The organism is Rugosimonospora africana (genome assembly GCF_016862975.1).
Lineage (GTDB): Bacteria > Actinomycetota > Actinomycetes > Mycobacteriales > Micromonosporaceae > Rugosimonospora > Rugosimonospora africana.
Map to the genome: position 1 here is coordinate 60,751 of NZ_BONZ01000031.1, position 22,590 is coordinate 83,340.

Genomic DNA, 22,590 nt, shown 5'->3' on the forward strand with positions numbered 1-22,590 from the left:
GCATGAGCCTAGGGACGATGCGGAGGGATGGACTGACGCGTGAGTGCGAATCGAGTGCCGTCGCCGATCGCGATCGGTCAGGTACCCGACGTGACCGCGGCGAGCAGGCCGGCCAGCCGCTGGCTCACCCGGGTCTGCGCGGGCGGGATCAGGGCAAGCGCCTCCTGCCATGCCCGTACCGCGGCGTCCTGCTCGCCGGCGGCGGCCAGGGTGTCGCCGAGCAGCGTGAGCACCTCCGCGGCCGGCGCCGGTGCCGAGGCGTCCTGGTAGACCAGCGCCGACTTGCGCCAGCAGTCGACCGCCTGGCCGAGTTCCTGCCGGCCCGAATGCGCCTGGCCGAAGACCTCCCACGCCTCGGCGATGCCCAGCTTGTAATCCGCCGCGCGAGAGAGCGTCATCGCCTGCTCGGCGCAGCGCACGGCCTCGTCCTGGCGGCCCAGTTCGGCGTAGCTCGCTCCCATGATGACCAGGACGTCCGCGCGCAGTTTGTCATGTCCGGCCGGCCACGGCTCAAGGGCCGCGGACAGCGCCCGGACGACCTCCTCGTGCCGCCCCAGGGCGCGCAGGATCATCGCCCGGTTGAACCCCGCCCGGGTCATCTCGCCGTGCAGGCCGAGCCGGGCCAGCAGTTCCACCGCCCGGTCCAGATGCCCGAGTGCGGTCTCGTGCTCGTGCTGGAAGTAAGCCGCGCCGGCCAGGCTGCGGTGCATCCGGGCCTGCCCGACCAAGTCGCCGCCGGTCCGGGCGGCATCGAGGGCCACCTCGCCGGTCGCCGTCCAGTCGGCCCACCGGCCGCTGCGTTCGAAGAAGTGCTGCATGCCCAGGGCCAGCTGCCAGGCGTCGGTGTGCCGGCCCTGCCGGGCGGCCCGGCCGACCAGCGCGATCAGGACCTGCCGCTCGGCGGTGAACCAGCGCATCGCCTCGCCGTGGTCGGCGAAGCGCAGCGGCGTCTGGCCCGGCCCGGGCTCGATCATCGGTTGGTACTCGGAGGTCAGCAGCCGCCGGTGCGCCTGGTAGCAGGTGGCCCGGTAGAACTGGAGGCAGCTGCGCTGCGCGGCGGCGCGCTCGGCCGGACTGTCGGTCTCCTCGCCGAGTTCCGTGGCGTAGGCCAGCAGCAGGTCGTGGGTGCGGAAGCGGCCCGGCGGGTCCTCGCTGATCAGGTGCGCGTGGCTCAGCTCGCCCAGCAGCGCCCGCGCGCCGCGCAGCGGGACGCCTGCCAGGCCCGCCGCCCCCGCGATCGAGATGTTCGGTCCGGGATGGATCGGCAGCAGCCGGAACAGCCGGGCGGCCGGGGCCGACAGCGCTCGGTAGGACCAGGAGAAGACGGCACGCAGGCCGGTCTGCGTGCCGTCGCCGTCGAAGCCGTCCAGACTCCCGGGCGCTCGGGCCAGCTCGGCGGCGATCTGCGCCGCCGGCGTGCGCGGCAGGCTCGCCGCGCGGGCGGCCACCACCGCCAGCGCGAGCGGCAGCCGACCGCAGCGGGCGATGATGGCGTCGATCGCGGCTGGGTCCGCTGCCACGCGGCGGGCGCCGAGCGGCCCCAGCAGCGCCGCGCGGGCCTCCTCGACGCTGGGCAGTCCGACCGGCAACGGGTGGGCGCCGGCCGTGGTCAGTAGCGTGCCGAGCCGACTGCGGCTGGTGACGATCACCAGGCAGCCGGGGCTGCCCGGCAGCAGGTGCCGGATCTGCTCGGCGTCCCGGCAGTTGTCCAGCACGATCAGCAGGCGCCGGCCGGCAAGGCGGCTGCGGTACATGCCCGCCTGGGCGTGCAGCTCGGCGGGGATGCCGTCCTGCGGCACTCCGAGCGAGCCGAGGAAGCCGCGCAGTGCCTCGGCCGGGCTCATCCTCGGCTCCCGCCCGTCGTAACCGCGCAGGTCGACGTACAGCTGCCCGTCCGGGTAGTCGGCGGCGAACTCGTGAGCGAGATGGACGGCCAGGGCGGTCTTGCCGACCCCGGGCATGCCGTCGATGGCGAGCACCGCCGGCCCGCCCGGACGCGTCAGCGCCACGCGGGCCTGCGCGATCAGGTCGTTCCGGCCGCTGAAGAAGGGCAGGTCCGGTGGCAGCTGCGCGGGCCGCGGCGGTGGCGGCTGCGACTGGGTACGCGCCGGCCGGATGCGCTGGTGCAGCAGCCGGTCGTAGGCCTCCCGCAGTTGCTGGCCCGGGTCGATGCCCAGGTCCTCGACGAGCCGGCGGCGCACCACCCGGTACACCTCGACGGCTTCGGCCTGCCGGCCGTCGGCGGCCAGTGCCAGCAGCAACCGGCTCTGCAGCGACTCGTCCAGCGGGTGCTGCTCGGCGGCGTGCCGTAACGGCGACAGCACCGCGCCCAGCCGGCCGCAGCGCTCGGCGGCGTCGGCGGCGTCCCGTACGGCCTGAGCGCGTTCGGCCTCCACGGCGAGGAACGCGGGATGCACGCGGGAGACCGGTTCCAGGCCGGCGGCGCACCGGCCCCGCCACAGGCGCAGACCGTCGAGGAAATGCCGCAGCGCCGTCTCCGCGTCGCCGTCGTGCAGGCTCCGGCCCGCGTGCCGGATCAGCGACCGGAATTTCAGCAGGTCAAGGGACTGTTCGTCGGCGGCAAGCCGGTAGCCCGACGGCTCCCGCAGGATGTAACGGCCCGCCGAACGGGTCGGCAGACCGGGCTCGATCAGCCGCCGGAGCACCCCGACGTGCCGGTGCACGACGTTCGCGGCGCTGGCCGGGGCCTCCTCGTCCCAGAGCAGGTCGACGAGCTCGGCCAAGGGGACCGGTGAACCGGCCCGGACCAGCAGCAACGCGAGCACCAGGCGCTGCTGGCGGGCGCCCAGACGCAGCTCGGCGCCGGCGCGGACCACCCTGATCGAGCCGAGCACCGAGAAACCGATCGTCTCGCCCGCCTCCGTCCGCACCCGGCAACGGTAACCGGCCGACAGGATCCCTTCGACAACCGATCACCACGTCAGCCGGTACGTCGGGCCGGCGTGGCGGCCTTCTTCGTTCCGGTGCCCCGTTTTGCCACGGTAGCCGGGCGAGCCGGGGTCGCCTTTGTCGGCGCCTTGCGAGCGGCCGTCGTCTTGGCCGCCGTGGTCCTTTTGGCGGTCTTGGCAGCCGTCGTCCGCTTCGACGCGGCCTTCTTCGCGGGGATCGTCCTGGCCGCGGCGGTTTTCCGTGCCGGAGTGGCCTTCGTCGCCGGAGCGACACCGGCCGTCGCGGTGGACTTACCGGCGGCGGTCCGTTTCGCCGGTGCCGTCTTGGCGTTCGATGTCTTCTGGGCCTTCGATGCCGTCTTGGCGTTCGATGTCTTCGCGTCGGCTCGCTTGGCCCGGGCCGCATTGGTAGCGGAGGTCTTCTTCGCAGCCGCACGCGGGGCGGCTGGTTTCTTCGTAGCGTGCTTCGCAGCGGCCATGGTGTATGTCTCCTGACGGGAAGGGCCACGGCTTTTCGTCTGGCTAGCGGGCGTCGTCCTCCATATGCCACCCGCCCGTTCCGCTCGGTTACCTTCTCCAGGCTGGCGGAGCCTCGGCCTCGCTGCTCCTCATGACATCACGGTTGCACCGCAAGGTCCCACGCGTTGCCAATTCTCACAAGGGTTGTGTCCACACCGGAATCGCTGGTGGTCTCGCACGACCGGTCCTCTGGCAATGCCGCCCGGACGGGTCCTTCCGCAAGGTAGCTTGGGCGAGAGGGCGCCCTTCAGCACCGCAACGAGAACGAGATGGGCTGGAGGGGCCGCTGAAATGAGAGAGCGGGGACCGCTGGCCGGCCGGTATCCGGCGGTGGCGACGATGGTTGCCCTGGCCCTGATCCCGTACCTCGTGCTGTCGGCGGCGCTGCAGCCGGTGATGCCGATCATCAGCCAACAGCTCCACATGAGCACGGAGGAGATCAATCTGGCGGGGGGCCTGGCGAACGCCGGCTACGCGTTGGGCACCGTACTGTCGGTGCAACTCGCTCAGCACCTGCCACAGCGCCGGATGCTGATCGTCTACGCCACCATTCTCGTGATCGGCTCGGTGCTCGCGGCCGCGGCGAACGGGCCGGCCCTCTTCATCACCGGACACGTCCTGCAGGGACTGTGCACCAGCCTCCTGCTGATCGCCGCCGTACCTCCGTTGGTCACCGGGTTCCCGCTGGCGAAGGTGCGCCCGACAGCGGTGATCATGAACCTGTCGATCTTCGGAGGGGTCGCGCTCGGCCCGCTGATCGGTGGCATCCAGGCCGAGGCGAACGGTTGGCGGCCGCTGTTCTGGGTGATCGCGGGTATCGCCGCCGTAGCGTTGGTGCTGGTGGTGCTCACCTTCCAGGACGTACCGCCGGCGGCGCCTGACGCCACGCGCTCTCCCGTCGCCGTCGTACTGGCGGCATCCGGTTGCGTGGCAGCGTTCTTCGGCGCCACGCAACTGCTGACCCGCAAGTCTCTCGATGCCTCCACCCTGGCGCCGCTGACGGCGGGCGTCGCGCTCATCGGCATCCTGCTCGTTCAGCAGGATCGCGCCAAGCGCCCGCTGCTGACCGTGCGTCCCATGACGAGTACGCTGCCGGTGGCTGGGGTCCTGGCCGCGATGTCCGCGGCGGCTGCCTCCGTATCCGCGATCGCGTTGATCGGCGTTCTACTCCAGGATCGGTTCTCGCCCCTGCGGCTCGGATTGGTCTTCCTGCCCGAGTTCGCCGGAGCGGTGATCACCGCGCTCGTGTTCGGGGCCGTGTTCGCGACCCGAGGGCTGCACTATTTCGCGCTGACCGGGATGGCCTCCCTCAGCGCGGGAATCGCCCTCGTCGCCGCTTCCGTTCCGCCCAGCACCACTGTGGCCCTGATCGGAACGACACTGATCGGCATCGGTGTGGGCGCCTCGGTGACCCCGGCTCTGTTCATCGCCGGTTTCTCGCTGCGCAACATCGCCCTGCAGCGGGTGTTCGCGATCGTCGAGTTGCTGCGGGCGGTGTCCGCGTTCATGATCACGCCGATCCTGCTGTACATTGCCACGACCGTCGGGAGCAGACCGTCCGATGGCCTCCGAACCACCCTCTGGATCTGCCTCGGTATATCCGTCGGCGGTACGCTGCTCGCCATCGCGCTGTACGCACTCGGGGGAGTGCGCCCACCGGCCCCCGCCCTGCAGCGCTGGTTCGGCGGCGAACCAGCGTGGGACTCTCCGCCCCTGCTCACCAAGGTCCGCCGCGGCGCCCACAGGCCGGAGCCACCGACCGAGACGAACGCGCCAACAGCCTTCTGACACGGACACGGACACTGACACTGAGGCGGAGGCGGTGCTCGACCGTGCTCGCGAGCACTCGGTCATGCGCGACCGGGACGTGATCAGCCGGAGCGGGCGAGGGCGATGACGCGGTCACGTACCGGGGCCAGGCAGGTGGACGGGCTGCACGCCGCATAGCTGACGACCACCTCGGCCCGCCCCTTCCCGGTTCTGTTCACCGGCACCGTAATGGTTACCGGGCCGTCGGGATAGACGGTCAGATCGACGTCCAGATCCTGGATCCGCAAGGTTTTCACCGGCGCGTCCGCGGACGGGCTGCCCGCCTCGCGCAGGGTGCCGCGCACGGTCACCGTGGTGGCCAGGCCGAGGCCGTCCACGCCTCCCGGTGGCAGATCCATGCTGTACAGGTGATAGCCGGTCTTCTGCGGAGTGAACGTCGCTCGCACGTGCTGGGTTCCGTCCGGCCCGGCAGTCAGCGTTGCCACCACGGTGACGCCGCTGTCATCCAAACGACCGGACAGGTCGGCCGGTGGGTCGCCCGCGTCGGCTCCAGCGCATCCGCCCGCGAGAACCGCGACGGTCATCGCGGTCATCAATGCGCGGCGCACGGTCAGCTCTTGGGCGCCCAGTGGGTCAGGAACCCGTTGACCTGATCACTGTTCATGGTGCGTGCGTTGGCGAACGAACCGTCGTTGGTGGCCACGAGAACCTTGCCGTCGGGCGCCAGCACGACCAGCGCGGGGATGCCGCTCGTCCGCAGCGTCACGTACTTCTCGGCGAAGTCGAGGTTGTGGTCGAACTGGCCAACGTCCACCGCCACCACATGATAGTCGCGCTGAAGCAGCGGCTTGGTCTCCTTCGACTGGAACAGCTTGTCGAGGACTCTGCAGTCGGGACACCAGTCGGCGCCGAAGTCGATGAGGACCTCTTTGTGATCGGACGCGGCCAGCGCGACCGCCGCTTTCAGGTCCGCGGCCGGATCCCGTGCCGGGTTGTAGTCCTCCGGGATCGTGTCCACGGCGGCAGTCGGCGGCACCGGAGCCGCCGATGAGGTAGAGCCGGCGGGTGCGGGGGCAGCCGCCTTTGGCGCACCCGTGGCGGCGCATCCGGCCAAGAGCAGCGCGGCACCGATGACGGCCGCAGGGCCAATTCGTCGCAGCATCGACCGGTCCCCCCGTTAACGAATTGGTCGGGCGCGCACGAGAGTAGCGCACAATGCCCGGCGCCTCTGTCCCTACTGTTCATGCCCAGATCGCACGGCACGCCGACGCGCCCCGCGGGCGTTCGCCTGCGGGGCGCGTCGGATCGGGCGGGACGGCTACGGCAACCAGGCCGGCCCCTGTCCGGTCCAGCTCACCACGAACAGGATGTCGTCGAGCGTGCCCGCGGCGAACAGCGCCGCGGCATCGTCGCCGAAGCTCAGTTGCCAGTCCCCGGTCGGATCGGCGCCCACGAGGGGAAGCCAACCCGCCGCGTTGCCTCGCCTCGTGCTGGCGATGCCGTTGGTGGCCAAGGCGTCGCCGCCCTGCGCGCCGCGGCGCAACGAGACCGTCGTGTCGGGTACCCCGTGGTCGCTCGAGAGACTCACCGCCACGTCCGCGGTCGACAGGCCGTCGATGCCGAGCGGGAAGTCCACGTCGCGCAGGGTCAACGTGACCGACCGGTTGCCGGGATCGGCCGGATTGTTCAGGTCGTACCACTGGTCGGGGAAGTCTCGGGCGAGACTGAACACGCAGTCGGCGCCGCGCTGGCGGTTGGCGTTGAGCCCGGCCACCACTTGACTGCGGTAGCTGTCGCTGGACAGGGCCGTGTATTCGATGGTCACCAGTACATCGACGATGCTGGAGTAGTCGAACGGGTTGGCGGCTCGGGGAAGCTGAAGCTCCCAGGTGGTGTCCACACCGCCGGACTCGAACGGCAGCAGCATGTCCGACTGCAGGTCCAGTTCGAACACCCCGCTCGCGTTCAGCGGCGAGGTCAGCGCGACCACACCGGGGTCATGGCGCACCACGATGTCGGTGAAGACGCCGTCCTTGCCGGTGGTGACGCGGGAGATGCCGTTGGAGTACAGGGTGGCGCGGATACCCCGCTCCGGTGGCGTGAGCGCCACCAGGCTCGTGCGTACCTGACGGATCAGGCGCAGGTAGTGGCCCGGGAAGTCGTTGTCGAACAGGGCCATCGGAGTGGCGAAGGACAACACGCCGGTCTGGCGGAACTGGAGGAACTCCACCGGCATGAGCCGGGCCAGTGAGAAGGTCTGGCTCAGGTTGAGCCGGCGCCGCTCAGAACTGAACGCGTACTCGTCGAGGCGGGTCAGGTCCTCGCTGAGCTGTTCGGCACCGGTGAGGCCGCGGCGGCTGGTCTGCGCCCCCGAGGTCAGCTCGGCCGGCGACTGCCAGTAGTCGTTGCGGATCAGGGTCTGCGCCGGCTCGGCCCGCTCGAAGGAGAGCTGCGCCTGGGCGAGCCGGGCCGTGGCCGTGGCCTGTTGCAGGAAGTACCGGTAGACCCCGCCGAGCGTGTTGCTCATCCACAGGTACAGGTCGGCGTTGGTGAACTGTCCATTGAGGAACTTCAGGGTCGCCACGGCCTGGTCGTACTGCAGCGACGCCACGGACTGTTCCTGGATCGCGATGGTCACCTGATCGTTGGCCGTGACCACCTGAGCCTGGGCCACGAGCGAGTCCTGCTGGGCCGAGGTCTGCTGCACCCCCCAGTCGCTTCGCCGCTGCTCGATGCCGGCCTGGAGCTGGTTCGCCTGCATCTGCGCCTCAACGTCGTTGAGCTGCATCTGGGACCGCCCCTTGAGGGCGATTCCGGCGGCGGCCACTGCCGCCATCGCCGGTTTGAACCCGAAACTCAGTACGTCGTCGAGCGTGTTTCCGGCGGACTCGGCCGCCTGTGCCACCCCGATGACGACGTCCTGCAGGGCGAGGTCGTCCTTGATGCCGCGCATCTGCGCGTACTCGCCCAACAGGTTCGTCTCGTACTGGTTGGGCCCCGAGGCGAGGAGGTCGCCGTACGTCGCGGACATGGTGTCGGCCTTGACGCGTTGCGCCACCGCGGCCGTGACCGCGTCGTTGGCCTCCTTGACCCGGCTCGCCGACAGGGAGACCTGAGCCGCGTTCAGGTCGATCGCCTTGAGCGCGTCGACGAGCCGCAGGTTGCGATCGTCGTACTTCTCCAGCGCCGCCAGGTAACCCGCCTCCATCTGGGCGGCCTGGGCGGTGATCTGCCGAGCCCGATCCAGCAAAACCTTGAACCGGTACGGGGTCGGCTGGGTGACTGTCGTGGCAGCACCGTTCAGCTGCATGCGCGGCATGCCGGCCACGTTGCGGCCCTGGCGCAGCTTCGCGAGTTGCACCTGTGCCAGGGATCGCAGCTCGTCGAACTCCGGAACGGGCAGCGCCGGCTCGCCCGGATTCAGCGGGAGCTGCGGCTGGAGCACCGGCAGATCAAGCAGGCGCAGCGCCGCGAGGTAGAGCGCACGGGCGTTGGCCACCGACTCGTCGGTCTCCCGGCTGAACTCGGCGTCCGCGAAGTCGAGGTGGCACCGGATGATGGAGAGCAGGGTGTAGCGGGTGTACGGCGTTGGCCGGTTGGCCACGAGCGTGAACGGATCGAGCCTCGTCGACCAGCCTGGCAGGAAGGTGAGGTTCGGCCGGAACGACGTCTCCAGATCGATCCGGTCGTAGATCGAGACGGGTTGCCCATCGACGTCGTACGGGTAGACGAGCCAGTACCAGTCCAACGCCGACTGGTAGTCGCCGGCCGACTGCAGCCGCTGCGCCAACAGCATCGGCACTACCCAGAAGACCTCCTTGGCGACCTGGTCGGACTGCCGCGTCGAGATGTCGTGCACATCCTGCTGGTGCTTCGCCGAGCGGTGCGGGTCCAGGTAGGTGAAGGACGGGGTGAACTTCGCGTCATGCAGGTACTGGGCGGCAAGCTGACTCGCCGCGGCACCGGTGAACGGCCCCGAACCCCGGATGTTGTCGAACAGCGTGTCCAACGGCGCGGGCGGATCGGCACCCGGCACGAGCAGCGTCGGGTCCAGGTGCCGCTCGGGGAAGAGGAAGGCCATGGTGGCGGCCTGCCAGGTGCCCAGCTCGCCCAGCCATGCCCAGGCCGGGGTGAAGGCGTCGATGTCGATCGTCCAGCCGGAGGCGGGATGGTTGTGGGTCAGCTCGCCCGAGCGCTTCGCCGACAGCAGTGCCTGCACGCTTTCGATGCCCTGCCTGAGCCGGGTCGTGCGCAGGGTGCCGGTCGCGAGCATGTCAACGAGGAACAGCGCCGACATTTCCTCCCCGATGTCTCCGGTGGTGCTGGGGGCCAGGTCGGCGAGGAGGGCGTCGCGCAGGATCGGCAGGGCCAGTTGTTCGGTGTCCGCGACTGCCCGTGCGCTGGCGTCGACGACGTTCTGGCGCTGGGCGGTCCGGGAGCGCAGCACGGTCTGCCAGTCGCCGCGCACCCGTGCGTCCACACGGTACGAATTGACCTGTGGCGCCGCGTCAGCCAGTACGAAGAAGTCCGGCGAGAGGACAAAGGCGGTCTCCTGTGCCTGCCAGGCGGCATAGAGCGTCTGCTTGTGCGCGCGGGTGAGCACGGCGATGCCGTCGCTCCACTCGGCCGCTGTGACAGTGCCGGCGGCCGCGAGGCGGCTGAGCTGGCGCAGGTACAGGAAGCCGGCCCGGGTCAGCCCGACCGCCGCGAGCGCCGCGGTGATGTCGACACCCTGGCCGTCCTTGGTCTCCAGGGCGATCAGGTCGACTCCGGGCAGGGCCTGCGCCTGCATGGCCGCCAGTGCCTTGGTCGGGTCCGGATTCGTCGCGCGCATGCCGTCGAGAAGGGTGACGTAGTCGCTCAGTTGCTTGGTGCGCTGGACGAGCAGGTCGCGGATGGGGTCGCTGTTAGGGCCGGGCGCCACGTCGGCGCTGCCGATCACGTCGGGGTCGGCGAGCACGAGGAACGACCGCGGAGGATTGGGGTGCTGGTCCTGTGCGGCCCAGGCCGTCGCGAGGCCGGTCAGCCGCCAGGTGAGCGTCAGTGGCGTGGTCGGTTGGCGCAGCGGATCGGGGGCGGCGCTCTGCGGGAGCCCGAAGAGGTTCTCCAGGGCCGCCTCGGTGAGCGCATCGCCGTCGAGCACCAGCTGATCCAGCTCGTCCGGGGTGGTCTTGGAGAGGCGGATGCCCAGCCTGGCCGCGAGCGCCTGCCGGGTGTCGGCCGTGGCGCCCCGGGCAAGCCGAAGCTCGGCGTAGGACGTGCCCATGGCCGCCAGCAGCGCGGCATAGGCCGTACTCCGGTAACTGCTCTCACCGGCGGCACCCGGGCCGGTGGCCGTGTGGGTCGCGGCGATGCGCGCCCGCAGCAACTCGACCGGTACCCGTAGCTGGTTGACTTCCTGTCCGCCGCGGTCGGCCTCGGCGGACAGCGGCTGGCTCAGCCGGTCCAGCGGTTGCCCGAGTACGTCCACGAGCGCCTGTGTGTCCAGCGGGGCTGGCGGCGGTCCGGGCAGGGTCACCTGCTCCTGCGCGAAGGAGAGCAGCGCCGCGAGGTACTCGCGTTCTCCCAGGCGCTCCTCGAGCGTGGCCGGTGTGAACGAACTGATCACCGTCACCGGTGTGGGCACCGGGGCCGACATCGTGTTGCCGGCGTTGTCGGTCGCCCAGACGTAAATGGTGTGGGCGCCGAAGCCGACCAGCGGTACGGCCGCGGTCCAGGAGGTGAAGTCGTTGCCGGACAGCGCGTGCCCGGCCGTGCGGGTGCCGGTCGGCGAGAGCGCCCAGGCCACCGAGGCGCTGCCGCCCACCATGCCGCTCTGCGTGTCGCTGGCCCTCCCCTGCACGGTCGCGGTCACGTGCCCGGTGGCGTCGCCCACGAGGTTCGTATGCGGCAGCGGATCGCTCACGATCACGTGCGGCGCGCCCACGTCGTGGCCGTTGATCGAGACGGTCTTCGTGGAGCCGATGCCGTCCCGGTCGGCCACACTCACCGCGATCGGGCGCGCCCCGATCGGCGTGGGCAGCAGGCTGATCGTCTTGCTGTAGTCGGTGGCGTTGGTCTGCTCCACCGTGGTCTGACCGTCCCAGGCGAGCGTTACCGTCATGGGGAACGGCTGTCCGGCGGGTATGGTGACGTGTACGCCGAGTTGAGCGCCGCCCTCGTTGAGGTCCACCACGGCCCCGTCCGTGGGCGCCGCCACCGTGAAGCTCGGCGGCACGGCCGCCACCACGTGCACGCTGATCGGCGTGGCCGCGAAGACCCGTCCGTCGGTGGTGCGGCAGAACGCCTGCACCGTGTGGTCTCCCGCGGTCGCGAAGGTCACCTTGAAGGCGCCGCCGCCGCCCGAGTGGTCGCGGATCTCGACGTTGTCGAAGCTGAGGTCCGTCTCGTTGTAGGTGACGATGGGCTGCGGCTGCCAGGTGCTGGTGCGGATGTCGAGGACGTAGTGGGCGCCCGCGAAGGCGTTCACCGTGACGAACGTGGGGATGCCGGCCACCACCCGGGCCGTGACGGGGGAGATGTCCACGTGCGGCTGGATGTCGGGTGGCGGGGGACCGGGGTCGGTGATGCGGGGCACGATCCCGCCGCTGATCGCCGAGCCGCCCACCGGCGAACCGTCGGTTGTCGAGCCACCGTCCACAGTGGTCAGTTCATCGATCGTCATGTCACACCATTTCCTCTGTCGTAGCTGGATTGCCGTGCCGGTCGAACGGCGGACCGGTCAACGCCGTGCCCTCTGCTCCGCGTCCTCGCGGATGATCTGCTCGATGACGTAGTTCTGAGCGGCCTCGTAGCCCTCGGTGTAGTGCCGTTCGAACCGGTCCCAGATGCGGCTCCGCAACGCCTTCTCGCCGAGCTCTCGCGCCTCCTTCTCCTCCAGTGCCTGATTCAGTTGCGCGTTGTCGGAGCGCATCCCGCCGAAGAAGGTGAGCAGTATGGAGGCCCGCATACAGGCCCGGCCGAGGATCATCTCGGCCGCGACGTCCGTGGCCGCCGTTCCCGCGATGCCCTTGGCCACCTCGTAGCTGTGGCGGGCGGAGAAGTTGTTGAAGAGGTCCATGACCAGGATGGCGAGGCCGGCCAGGCGCAGCAGGGTGGCGCCGGACATGCCCTTGAGCGGGCCCTCCGGTTCCGCGGTGGCCCCAGGCCTGCCGGGAGGGCCGGGGGGTTTCCCGGGGCCGGGAGCGGGACTGGAACCGCCGCGGAACCAGCCGCGCGGACCCCACCACTGCACCATCCGGTTCACCAGTGTGGTGTGTTCGGCGATGCGCTCGGTGAGGTCGTTGAGCTTGGCGATGGTCTTGGCGACCACCTCCCGGTACGGCACCTCCCGCGAGTTCTGCATGTTCCTCGCCACGTCGCCGCGCAGCGCCTTGCCGGCGACCGCGTCGGCTCTGGCCTCCGCCGCCAGGGCGTCAAGCTCACGGCGCACCTGGATCAGGCGCGCGTCGAAGCCCTGCGGCAGCTTGACCTCCGGGTCGGGCGCTCCGGCCCCCATGTTCTTCAGGTCCGCCAGCACCTGCCGGGTCGAGCCGGTGATCTCGTCGGAGACCTGGCCGAGCCGGCGCGCGGTCTCCTCGAACCTGCGCTCCAGCGCGTCGACCCTGCCCTGGTAGTCCTCGACCGATCTGCTGACCGCGTCACCACCCTCCGGCGAGCGACCACTGGGGTCGTGCCAGTTCATGGGATTGCCGTACGCGTAGACGTAGAGGCTGGGACCGTTCGCCACGCCGTCCGGGTCGCAGGCGGTCCACCGCCCGGTCCACGGGGACAGGTAGCGGGCGCCGTGGTAGCCGAGGCCGCTCTCCTCGTCACGCTCCTTGCCCGTGAAGCGGTACCGCTTGCGGGCGAAGCTGCCGAAGCTGGTCTCGCCGTACGGCGTGTACTCCTCACGGTTGACCAGAGCGCCCGCGTCGTCCAGCACGGCCGTGCTGCTGCCGAGGTGGTCGGAGAGGTGCACGGCCACGGCGGGACCGAGGTCGTCCGGGTGTGCCGGGCCGACCCGGACCAGCGCGACCCTGCGCCGCTCGTCCATCACGTGGATGTGGTTGTTCTGCGAGTCCTCTGTGGCCGCCCAGCGGTGGTGCTCGAAGACCTCGCCCAGGTAGTGGACCACCTCGACCGCGCCGCCCTGACGACGTACCAGTTTCTTCACCCGGCGCCCGGATGAGTCGTAGAGGTACTGGGCGTGCACCGACGGCTCGGCGAGGGGCACCTGGGTGGCGAAGGCCGACAGGCGGCCCGCGTGATTCCAGGTGAAGTGCCGCGTGGTGGTCTCGGACAGCTGGTTGCCGTTGGCGTCGAAGGTGTAGTCGTACGCCGTCTGGCCGACGCTCATCCGCTGCAGCTGGTTGCCAGGGGCCGCCAGGGTGAACGTGCGACGGGCCCCGCCGACCGCGTCGTGGGCGAGGGAGAGCAGGTTGGCCAGGGCGTCGTAACCGTAGGACTCGGTGTACGCCTGGGTCTGCGTGGCGTCGTCGCCGCGCGGCTGGTCGGTCCACGGCGAGCCGGCGGGTGGCGCCTGGAACTCCCGACCGGTCGCCGTCAGCAGCCGGTAGAGCGGGTCATAGGAGAACCGTCGGTCGAGAGCGTCACCGCGGCCGATGAGGCCGCGCAGCACCGGGTCGCTCACCCCGAGCGCGTCGGGGTTGTTGGGGATTCCGCTGCCGGGTGCGCGCTCGCGCAGGGTCTGCAGGTTGCCCACGAGGTCGTAGTCGTAGCCGTGGTCCTCGATCGCCGCGCCCACGGGGCGGTAGGTCACCCCGTCCACTTTGTACCGTTCGCTGCGCTCCCGAACCAGGCGGAACGTGTGCGGGTCATACGCGTACCGGGTCATGACCCCGTTGCCGTACGCGATGAGCGTGCGCTGCCCCTTGGCGTCGTAGGCCACCCGTTGGATGTGCACCGCGCCGTCGAGGGTGAGCGTCTCGATCCCGCCGGACCGGTTGTAGGTGGGCACCAGCATCCGTCGGCCACCGGCCACATCGGATGGGAAGAGGTGCCGCACCACGCGGCCCAGCGCGTCGTAGCTCGTGTTCGTGGTGTAGCCGGTCGCCTCGACCAGTTCGGCGTCGCGCGCGGCCTGGGTTTGGCCCGGCGCGGGCGTCCACTCGACCCGGAACGGGCTGATCCGCCAGCCGTTGGCCTGAGCGCCCCGATAGCTCGCGAGCACCGGCGCGTCGGCGATCACCCGGCGGGTCGACTCGATCAGGTTGCCGGCGAAGTCCATGGCGGTCACGGTCACCAGGCCGGCCTCGTCGCGCTGGCGTACGGGGCGGCCCAACAGGTTCTGCGCCCGCGCCGCGGCCCGGTCGGCCGCGGGCTGGTCGGGGGTGCCGGCGTCGCCGTACTCCACCATGTGCCGCAGGGTCACCGGGCCGCCCGCGCCGTCGCGTGCCCAGGTCAGCACGGGCCGCCGCAGCGCGTCGTGCGCGCTCAGCGTCAGCGCTCCACGACCGTCGCGGACCTCGACGGTCGAGCCCACCGGATTCGGCACGCTGTCGCGGCGTCCCGCGTCGAGACTCTCCACCCGCCAACGCCGCTTGGCCAGATCGAACCGCGCCGAGAACGCGGTCCGGCCCAAGGCGTCCACTATGGACACGACGTTGCCGTGGATGTCGTAGACCGAACGGGTGGTGAACCAGTCGGTGCTCTCGGCGCCGTTGCGTGCGACAGCCACCACTGTCCGGCCGAGTGCGTCGATCTCCACGCTGCCGGGCGTGTTCCAGTGGCCACGGTAGGCGGCCGCCGCGTCGCCGTGGGTACGGCCCGCGTTGTCGTTCGCGTCGTACGTGTAGGACTCCCACGGCGTGGGCGTGTACGTGTCCGGATCCGTGAGGTCGCCCGGGATTCCGAAGACGACTCGCTTCTGGCCGCCGTCGGGGCTCACTGTGCGCACCACGCGGCCCAACGGGTCGTAGAACTGGGTCGTGCGCTGGCCGAGCTGGGCGCCGGCGGGCGGGGCGTAGTCGAACCCGGTGGAGAAGTACGGCTCGTACTCGGCGATCACGCGGCCCTTGTTGTCGAAGACGTGCGATCCCGACACCACCACGTTGTCGACATCCGCGGCGCCCCTGGTACGCCCGACCGTGTCGCCAGCGGGTGCCAGGTCACCCTCGGGCAGGACGGCGCCGCCGAACGCCGGATCGCCGAAGAGCGTCTCCTCGGCCTGGGCGCGGCTCTGCAGGATCCGGCCGAACCCGTCCGAGAACTCGACCGAGACGATCGTGTCGTCGCGCTGCTCCGGCGGCACGTCGGTCTGGCTGTCGTGGAACATCCGCCGGGTGCTGCGCACCGACGCGGGTACCCCCCGCTCGGCGAAGGCCCGCAGGTCGTAACTCATCCGGACGCTCGGTTCGACCAGGTCCCCGCCGCCGTCGCGGCCGCGGACGAACTGGGCCGTGACCAGTCCGGCCGGCGAGAAGACGACGCTGCTCGTGTTGCCGTTGGCGTCCGTGGCCTCGCACGGCTGCAGCAGGCGGTAGTCGTACGTGGCCGACGTCGCCAGGCCGGCCGCGTCCACGATGGCCACGGGCAGCAGGTCGTGCTGGTCGTACACGGTCGTGGTCGGCGCGCCCATGGGATCCAGGGACTGCAGCACGAGTCCGCGCGGGATCGCGCCCGCGGTCTGTACGTCATAGCGGCGGCTCACGGTCGCCACGTAGTAGCCACCGGGCGAGCCGGGCACGTCGGAGTCGGCGTAGTGCGCGTATCCGGCCAGCGGCGGCATGCGGTCCCGGAATGCCTGCGGGTATTCGGCCGGCCACACCGGCGCCGCCCCGGGCACCAGGTACGGTGGGCGGTCCACGCCGTCGGGGTGGAGAGCGTCGAGCAGGTCGTCGGTGAAGGCGAACGTCTCGGCCCGGACAGGCAGACCGTGATCGCCCAGGGCGCCCAGCGGCAGGCCCAGGAAGGCCGGGCCGTCGTAGAACGTACGCGCGTGCGCGAACGCCCGCAGCGCCATCCCGTCCGGCAGTTGTCCACTGAGGACGGTGTCGCGCAGCTCGAACACCGAGGGCCGGCCGTCGTTGACCACCTCGAAGCTGCCCGTGCGGGCCACCCGGTCGACGAGGTAGAGGCCGTCGTCGTCGCGGCGGGCGTACTCGGTGGTGGTGTAGCTGGCCAGGTACGGCTCGGTGGGGGAGGCGGACGCGGCGAGCGGGTCGCGTCCGCGCGGCACGGCCGTCGACAGCCGCCTCGCGGCGAGCCCGTACGCGTCGTAGCCGTCCACAAAGCTCAGCCTGGTGAGCGGCTCGTTCCCGCGCTCCCACTGAGTGACCCGGGAAGCGATGGGGAACGCGAAGAAGACGCGCTGCCTGGTCAGCTCGCCCGGCTGCAACGGCGACTCCTCCCGGACCCCACCCAGCGCCTCGGTCACCGTGTACGGCCGCGCCTGCCGGTCGGTGCCGTCGAGCGCGTACAGCTCGGTGCGCAGCACCTGACCGCGCAGGGCCCGCAGTGCCGAGCGCCGGTCGGCTCTGGGCAATCCGGCCAGGAACGCGTTCAGGTCGGCCGGGCGGGACAGCAGTGGGGTGTCGCCGGACCAGTACTCGGCACTGAGGTCGAGTTCGGTCCAGTCGCCGGCCTCGATGGCGGCAACCGGACCCGGGTGGAACCAGGTCTTCGTCACGGTCGGCGGGGAGAAGTGCTCGGGCGGTACGCCGTCGGCGCCCGTACCGACCGTCTCCGTGTCGAAGTGTTCGACCATGGCGAACCCGCGGAATTCGCGCTCCACGCCGTCCCAGTAGCCGTGGTGGTACCGGTACTCCGTGGTGAGCCGACCGCCCGAGATCTGGTCGGTCACCTCCACCTGGGCGACCGCCTGCACGGGGAACGGCAGCGTGGTCCGCCACCGCGTAGCCGGACTCCTCGCATCGCGCAGGTAGTCGGTCGTGGAGGCCCGGTACCGCACGGTCGTCTTGGCCCCGAGGCCGTTGTCCATTGTGGTCAGCAGGTACGGCTTGGTCCCGCCGGTGAAGTCGAGGAAGCGCAGATTCGGTCGGCCGGAGCCGTCGGCCGCACGGCTGTAGAGCAGGCCGGAGGTGCCCGTGCCGTGCAGATCGGTGAGCTGGAGCGCATCCAGGTTCGCCACCCAGGGCGTACCGGTCACGATCACTGGGCTAGGGGTCCAGTCGTTGCCCGACAGGTTCCCCCACACCGTGACTCGCCCGTCGTCCACGTAGAGCAGGTCCGCGACTCCGTCGCCGTCCACATCTCCGAGCAGGAGCCGGCGCGGGTCGTAGTCGTCGGGCAGCCGCGGTGAGTGGCGCATCGTCACCTTGTCGCCCCACCGACCGTGGCCGAGGTTCGGCCAGTACGCGATGGAGCCGCTCTGCATCAGCACGAGGTCGGTCAAGCCGTCGCCGGTCATGTCCGCCAGGCGCACCCGGGGATCGGCCAGGTCCACGGCGGGACCGGGCGGGCTCACCACGGCCGTGCGCCGCCAGGCCAGCCGGGGGTCCGGATCGTTGAACCACGTCGACAGCCGGGTGCCCGAACTCAGCACGTCGGTGAGGCCGTCGCCGTCGAGGTCCACGAGCTTCACGCTCGGGTCGGCCAGCGCGACACTCGGCGCCTGACGGTAACGCTGGAACGTCCGCTGTGACCAACCGCCCGCGAAGGTGGTGGGGAAGTACCCGGCCGCACCCTCGTCCGGCGAGACCATCAGGTCGAGCCGGCCGTCGCCGTCCGCGTCCAGGAGCCTCCCGGTGGTGCCGAGCGGGAACGGCGGCGCTTGCGCGAAGGTGCGGGGCCGGTCGAACTGCCCGTTGCCATTGTTGCGCCAGAATCGTTGCGCGGCGCCGAGCTCGACCACGTCGGGCAGGCCGATTCCGCGCAGGTCGACCAGGGCCAGGGTCGGATCGCTCAGTGAGGCCGTGGGCAGGCCGGGCCCGGTCACCGGCGCGAACCGCCGGGCCGCGGGGTCGAACGCGGAGTAGTCGAACCTGACCGAGGGGAGGGCTTCCTCAGCGGACGCCGGATCAGGGCTGCCGCCGGAGCCGTCGCCCAGACCGCCGAGCCCGTCGCCCAGACCGCCGGGGCCGCCGGCTGGACCGCCGGGGCCGTCTCCGGGGCCGCCGGCCGGGCCGCCGGGGCCGTCGCCCGGACCGCCGGGACCGTCGCCTGAACCGTCGCCTGAGCCGTTGCCCGAACCGGTGCCTGAACCGGCGCCCGAACCGGCCCCGGCACCCGATCCGGACGCGGCCTCGTCGATGCCGACGGCGGTGAATCCCGCGAGCAGCGAGACTCCGTTGAAGCCCGCCTGCACATAGTCGAGCCGGTACTCGCGGGCCACCCGCGCCACACCGTCGGCCGCGTGCGTGGTGACCCGGATCGTGTCGCAGCGAAGCGTCGTCCTGATCTCGAAACCGGAGCGGTACTGGGAAAACGGGTCCGGCCGCGGTGAGTATCCAAAGTCGACGGTCACGAGAAACGACGCGGTCGCCGGGTCACCATAGTCGGCGTAGGAGATCCGCGCGAGCAGTGGCTGGCTCCAGGAGTGACTCGGTTCGGTGCTTTCGTCCCGCAGATACTCGTACCGGATCAGGTTGCCCAGCGGATCGGCGGTCTCGGTGATCCGCCATCCGAAGACGCGACCCTGCCCGCTCGGGTCGGCCACCACCGCGGGATCGCGCCAGCCGGCCGGTGCGTCCTGCGGACGGGGTGTGCCGTATCGGGTGCGCATCCCGTCCCTGGTGCGCACCTCCCAGTAGTCGTCCGTGGCGTCGCTCACGTGCTCGATGCGCGCGAACATCCCCTCGGAACGGGGCCGGTACCGCACCCGGCCCGGGTACGCGCCCGCGACCGGTACGAGATCCTCGGCCCCGGACAGGATGAACACGTCGGCGTCGTGCCCGCCGTCCACATAGGTCGGTACGCCGAACGACGTCTTTCGGGTCACGCCGGGCAGGCCGAGCCGCCAGCCCAGCCCGAACGGTCCGTTACCCGTACCCGTGCTGTACCCGAGCGTCAATTGCGGTTGCAGGCCGTGGCGGCCGGCCGGAACGGCAATCGGGACCGAGCAGTTGCCGGTGCCGGTGAACAGGTCGGGTGAGAACTTCTCACCCAGGCCGCTCACCGCGCCGCCGCCCTTCGGCAACGAGACCACCGATGCCGGGGACGCCGTGTCGCTCGTACCGTCTGCGCTCATGTCGTTTCCCCCACGGGTCGGCTAGGGACGCGGTGACCGGACCTTCTCGCGCGTCATCGGGGAGGCGTTCCATCCCGTTCCACCGCGATGTGGAACCCACTGCGACCTGGAACGGGATGGAACGCCGGATCGGGCAACGGTTTGAGTGGGAGTGTGCGATGGGGTTCAGGGATGGGGCGGATCTGCCCGACAACGCGCGCGGAAACGGCGACGTGTCGCCATTGATCGATATCGCGCGGGCGGTCCTGGCCAGGATGGGCGCCGGGGCGTGGACCGTGGATGTCGGCGAGTTCTGGTGCAGTCTCAAGCCACCGGGTGCGCGGTTGCCCGGGCAGGGCTGGAAACTGCACGTCTCGGCCAACCAGCTGACCGCGCCGGTGGTGCTGGCCCGGGTCACCGAACTTCTGGTCGGGCAGGACTGCCCGTTCAAGTTCGCGCGGGGCCGCAGGGAACTGGGCAAGTTGCTGTCCAACCGGATCCGCCGCGGCTCCGGCGGCAAGTTCATCACCGTGTACCCGGACAACGACGCACAACTGCGGCACCTGGCCGAACTGCTGGACCGGGCAACGGACGGGCTGGGTGGGCCGCGGATCCTGTCCGACCGCCAGTTGCGCCCCGGCAGCAGCGTTTACTACCGGTACGGTGTGATCAGCAACCCGTCCGTGCTGACGAACGACGGCATGTTCGAGTCGATGTTGACTGGTCCGGACGGTGAACTGATCAAGGACGAGCGGCGGCCGCTGTTCAGCCCGCCGCCCTGGGTGGAGCCGCCACTGCCGTCACCGACGTCGCCCGCACCGGTATCGCCCGCTCCGGCACCGCCCGCATTGGCATCGCCCGCATTGGCATCGCCCGCGTTGACACCGGCGCCGTCGGAGGACATCGCCGCGCCCGTGGTGCTGATCGGGGACCGGTTCGAGGTGCGCGGCGCGATCCGGCACTCGTACCGCGGCGGTGTGTACCGGGCCGTCGACCGGGAGACCGGCGCCGAGGTGGTGCTGAAGCAGGCCCGCCGGCACACCCTCAGCTCGCTGATCGGTACGGACGCGTGCGACATGCTGCGTCATGAGGCCGAGATGCTCGACCTGTTCGGGCCGCTGGGTCTGGCCCCGCACCGGGTGGCGCTGGTAGCCCATCAGGACAGCCTGTATCTCGCCCAGGATCTGGTACCCGGGCAGACCCTCAACGCCTGGGTCGTCGACCGGGCCGCGTCGGAGTGGCACGGGGCCGGGGCCCCGTGGCCGGAGGTGCTGGACAAGGTCCACCGGCTGGTCGAGTTGGTCGACGCGGTGCACCGCCGGGACATCGTGTTTCGCGACCTCAAACCCAACAACGTGATGGTCACGCCGGACGGCCGGCTGCGGCTGATCGACCTGGAGTGCGCGGTGCGCACCGGTTCTCGCGTCCTGCCGTTCGCCACGCCCGGCTACGCGGCACCCGAACAGCTCGACGCGCCGCCGGTCGGGCCGGCGCCGTCACCCCGCGCCGACCTGTTCGGCCTCGGCGCCACGATCTTCTACCTCGCCTCCGGCATCGAGCCGGTGCTACCCACCGACCGGCCCGCGTCGCGCCGTGGTGAAGAACGCCGGGCCGTGCTGCTGTACCGTGCGGGCGCACGGATGCCTGCCGTGCGGGCGCTGGCCCCGCTGATCGCCGGGCTCACCGCAGACGACCCGGAGCAACGGTGGAGCCTGGACCGGGCGCGCGAATTTCTCACCGCGACCGCAACCGCAACCGTGACCGCAACCGCAACCGCAACCGCAACCGCAACCGTGACCGCGGCCGCGGACCGCGCGGCCGGCCGGGCGCCCCAGGCTGGGGCGGGGGCCGGGGCGAGCGCCGGCGTCTGGGCGAAGCCCGGCTCCATGGGGGAGGCCGGTCTCGGCGCCGCGACGGCCTCGCCCGCGGAATCCGACCAGCTTCTGGCCGACGGACTGCGTCATAGCCTGCGTTCCATGACACCGGGGCGCCGGTGGCTGTGGTCCCCGGGCGAGGGCGGCCGACTCACCGATCCCTGCTGCGTGCAGCACGGCGCCGCCGGAGTGCTCGCCGTACTCACCCGGGCCGCCGGCATTCCCGTCGCGGGCGGCGCCGGCGTCGGCATGGGTGTTGGCGTCGGCATGGGTGTTGGCGTCGGCGAACTGCGCGACGGGATCGCGACGGTTGCCTACTGGATCGACAGGCGTTCCCGGGACACCGAGAAGGTTCTGCCGGGACTCTACTTTGGACGGTCGGGTATCGCCTGGGCCCTGTACGACGCGGCCACGCTGCTCGGCGACGGCACGCTCGCCGAGCGGGCGGTGGATCTGATCGGCGAGGTACCGGTGCGGTGGCCCAACCCGGACGTGTGCCACGGTGTGGCCGGCGCGGGCATGGCACACCTTCACCTGTGGGCCGCCACCGGTGACCCGGCGCTGCGCGGACGTGCCGTCGAGGCCGCCGACGCGCTGCTCGACGCGGCCGTCGAGCGGGGTCGCGGGCTCGTCTGGCCGGTGTCGACGGATTTCGACTCCGGCTTCGCCGGGCAGAGCAACTACGGGTTCGCGCACGGCCTCGCCGGTGTCGGTGCCTTCTCGCTGTACGCCGGCCTGGCCACCGGGCGGCCCCAGTACCTGGACGCCGCCCGCCGGGCGGGCATCACACTGGTGTCCGGAGCCGACACGGTGGACGGGGCCGCGTACTGGACCGCCGGGGTGGACGGCGACACGCAGCCCCGCGTGCACTGGTGCCACGGCTCCTCCGGTGTGGGTACCTTCCTCATCCGGCTGTGGGCAGTCACCGGCGAGCCCCGGGTGCGGGAGCTTGCCGAGGCCGCGGCGACCGCCGTGTACCGGGGCCGCTGGTACACCCGCCACGCGGCCTGCCACGGCCTCGCCGGCGACGCCGAGTTTCTGCTGGACGTCGCCGACCTGACCGGCGAGGCCCGCTACCGGAACTGGGCCCTGGAGTGCGCCGGCATCCTGCATGCCCGTCACGCGATCCGCGACGAATTGATGGTCGTGACCGACGCCCCGGATGACGAGGATGTCTTCGTCGAGTACAACAGCGGCTTGGCCGGTGCCCTCGGGTTCCTGCTGCGGGTGCGCCACGGCGGCCCGCGGTGGTGGATGCTCGATCACCTCCTACCCTCGGCCGCCGGCCAGGCTCGGCATGCCGACGCCCGCATGACACGACAACCGCTGGCCGTCACGTCGTAGCGGCCTCGCGGATCGTGCCCCGCATACCCGGGGTGGTCTGCACGCC

At 71.0% G+C, this 22,590-nt stretch carries 8 protein-coding genes; 3 read left to right on the forward strand and 5 right to left on the reverse strand.

Translation table 11 applies throughout. From position 1 onward, the window contains the following. Positions 1-77: 77 nt before the first annotated feature. Positions 78-2,891 (reverse strand): AfsR/SARP family transcriptional regulator, encoded by a 2,814-nt coding sequence (locus tag Raf01_RS50550; RefSeq protein ID WP_203918802.1) that lies wholly within the window; start codon positions 2,889-2,891, stop codon positions 78-80. 72 nt (positions 2,892-2,963) lie between these two features. Between Raf01_RS50550 and Raf01_RS16640 the strand changes: the two genes are divergently transcribed. Further along, positions 2,964-3,404, forward strand: coding sequence for a hypothetical protein (locus Raf01_RS16640; RefSeq protein WP_203918803.1), 441 nt, complete (start codon positions 2,964-2,966; stop codon positions 3,402-3,404). A 315-nt stretch (positions 3,405-3,719) separates the two neighbouring features. Further along, entirely contained in the window at positions 3,720-5,216 is a 1,497-nt protein-coding gene (locus Raf01_RS16645; protein WP_203918804.1) for an MFS transporter, read from the forward strand. 83 nt (positions 5,217-5,299) lie between these two features. On the opposite strand, the gene Raf01_RS16650 is transcribed toward Raf01_RS16645, so the two are convergent. The 4 genes from Raf01_RS16650 to Raf01_RS16665 all read right to left on the reverse strand — a co-directional run bounded on the left by Raf01_RS16650 (position 5,300) and on the right by Raf01_RS16665 (position 19,347). After that, positions 5,300-5,806: a protein-disulfide reductase DsbD domain-containing protein gene (locus Raf01_RS16650; protein ID WP_203918805.1), complete on the reverse strand. Its 507-nt coding sequence runs from the start codon at positions 5,804-5,806 to the stop codon at positions 5,300-5,302. 2 nt (positions 5,807-5,808) lie between these two features. After that, positions 5,809-6,216 (reverse strand): thioredoxin family protein, encoded by a 408-nt coding sequence (locus Raf01_RS16655; RefSeq protein ID WP_203918806.1) that lies wholly within the window; start codon positions 6,214-6,216, stop codon positions 5,809-5,811. Positions 6,217-6,516: 300 nt separating this feature from the next. Further along, entirely contained in the window at positions 6,517-11,862 is a 5,346-nt protein-coding gene (locus Raf01_RS16660) for a Tc toxin subunit A-related protein (RefSeq protein ID WP_203918807.1), read from the reverse strand. A 57-nt stretch (positions 11,863-11,919) separates the two neighbouring features. After that, a complete protein-coding gene (locus Raf01_RS16665; protein ID WP_203918808.1) occupies positions 11,920-19,347 on the reverse strand; it encodes a SpvB/TcaC N-terminal domain-containing protein in 7,428 nt (2,475 codons plus the stop codon). 158 nt (positions 19,348-19,505) lie between these two features. Between Raf01_RS16665 and lanL the strand changes: the two genes are divergently transcribed. Next, the gene (gene lanL / locus Raf01_RS16670) at positions 19,506-22,544 is read left to right on the forward strand and encodes a class IV lanthionine synthetase LanL (protein ID WP_203918809.1); all 3,039 of its coding nucleotides are present in this window, start codon (positions 19,506-19,508) and stop codon (positions 22,542-22,544) included. Positions 22,545-22,590: the final 46 nt, after the last annotated feature.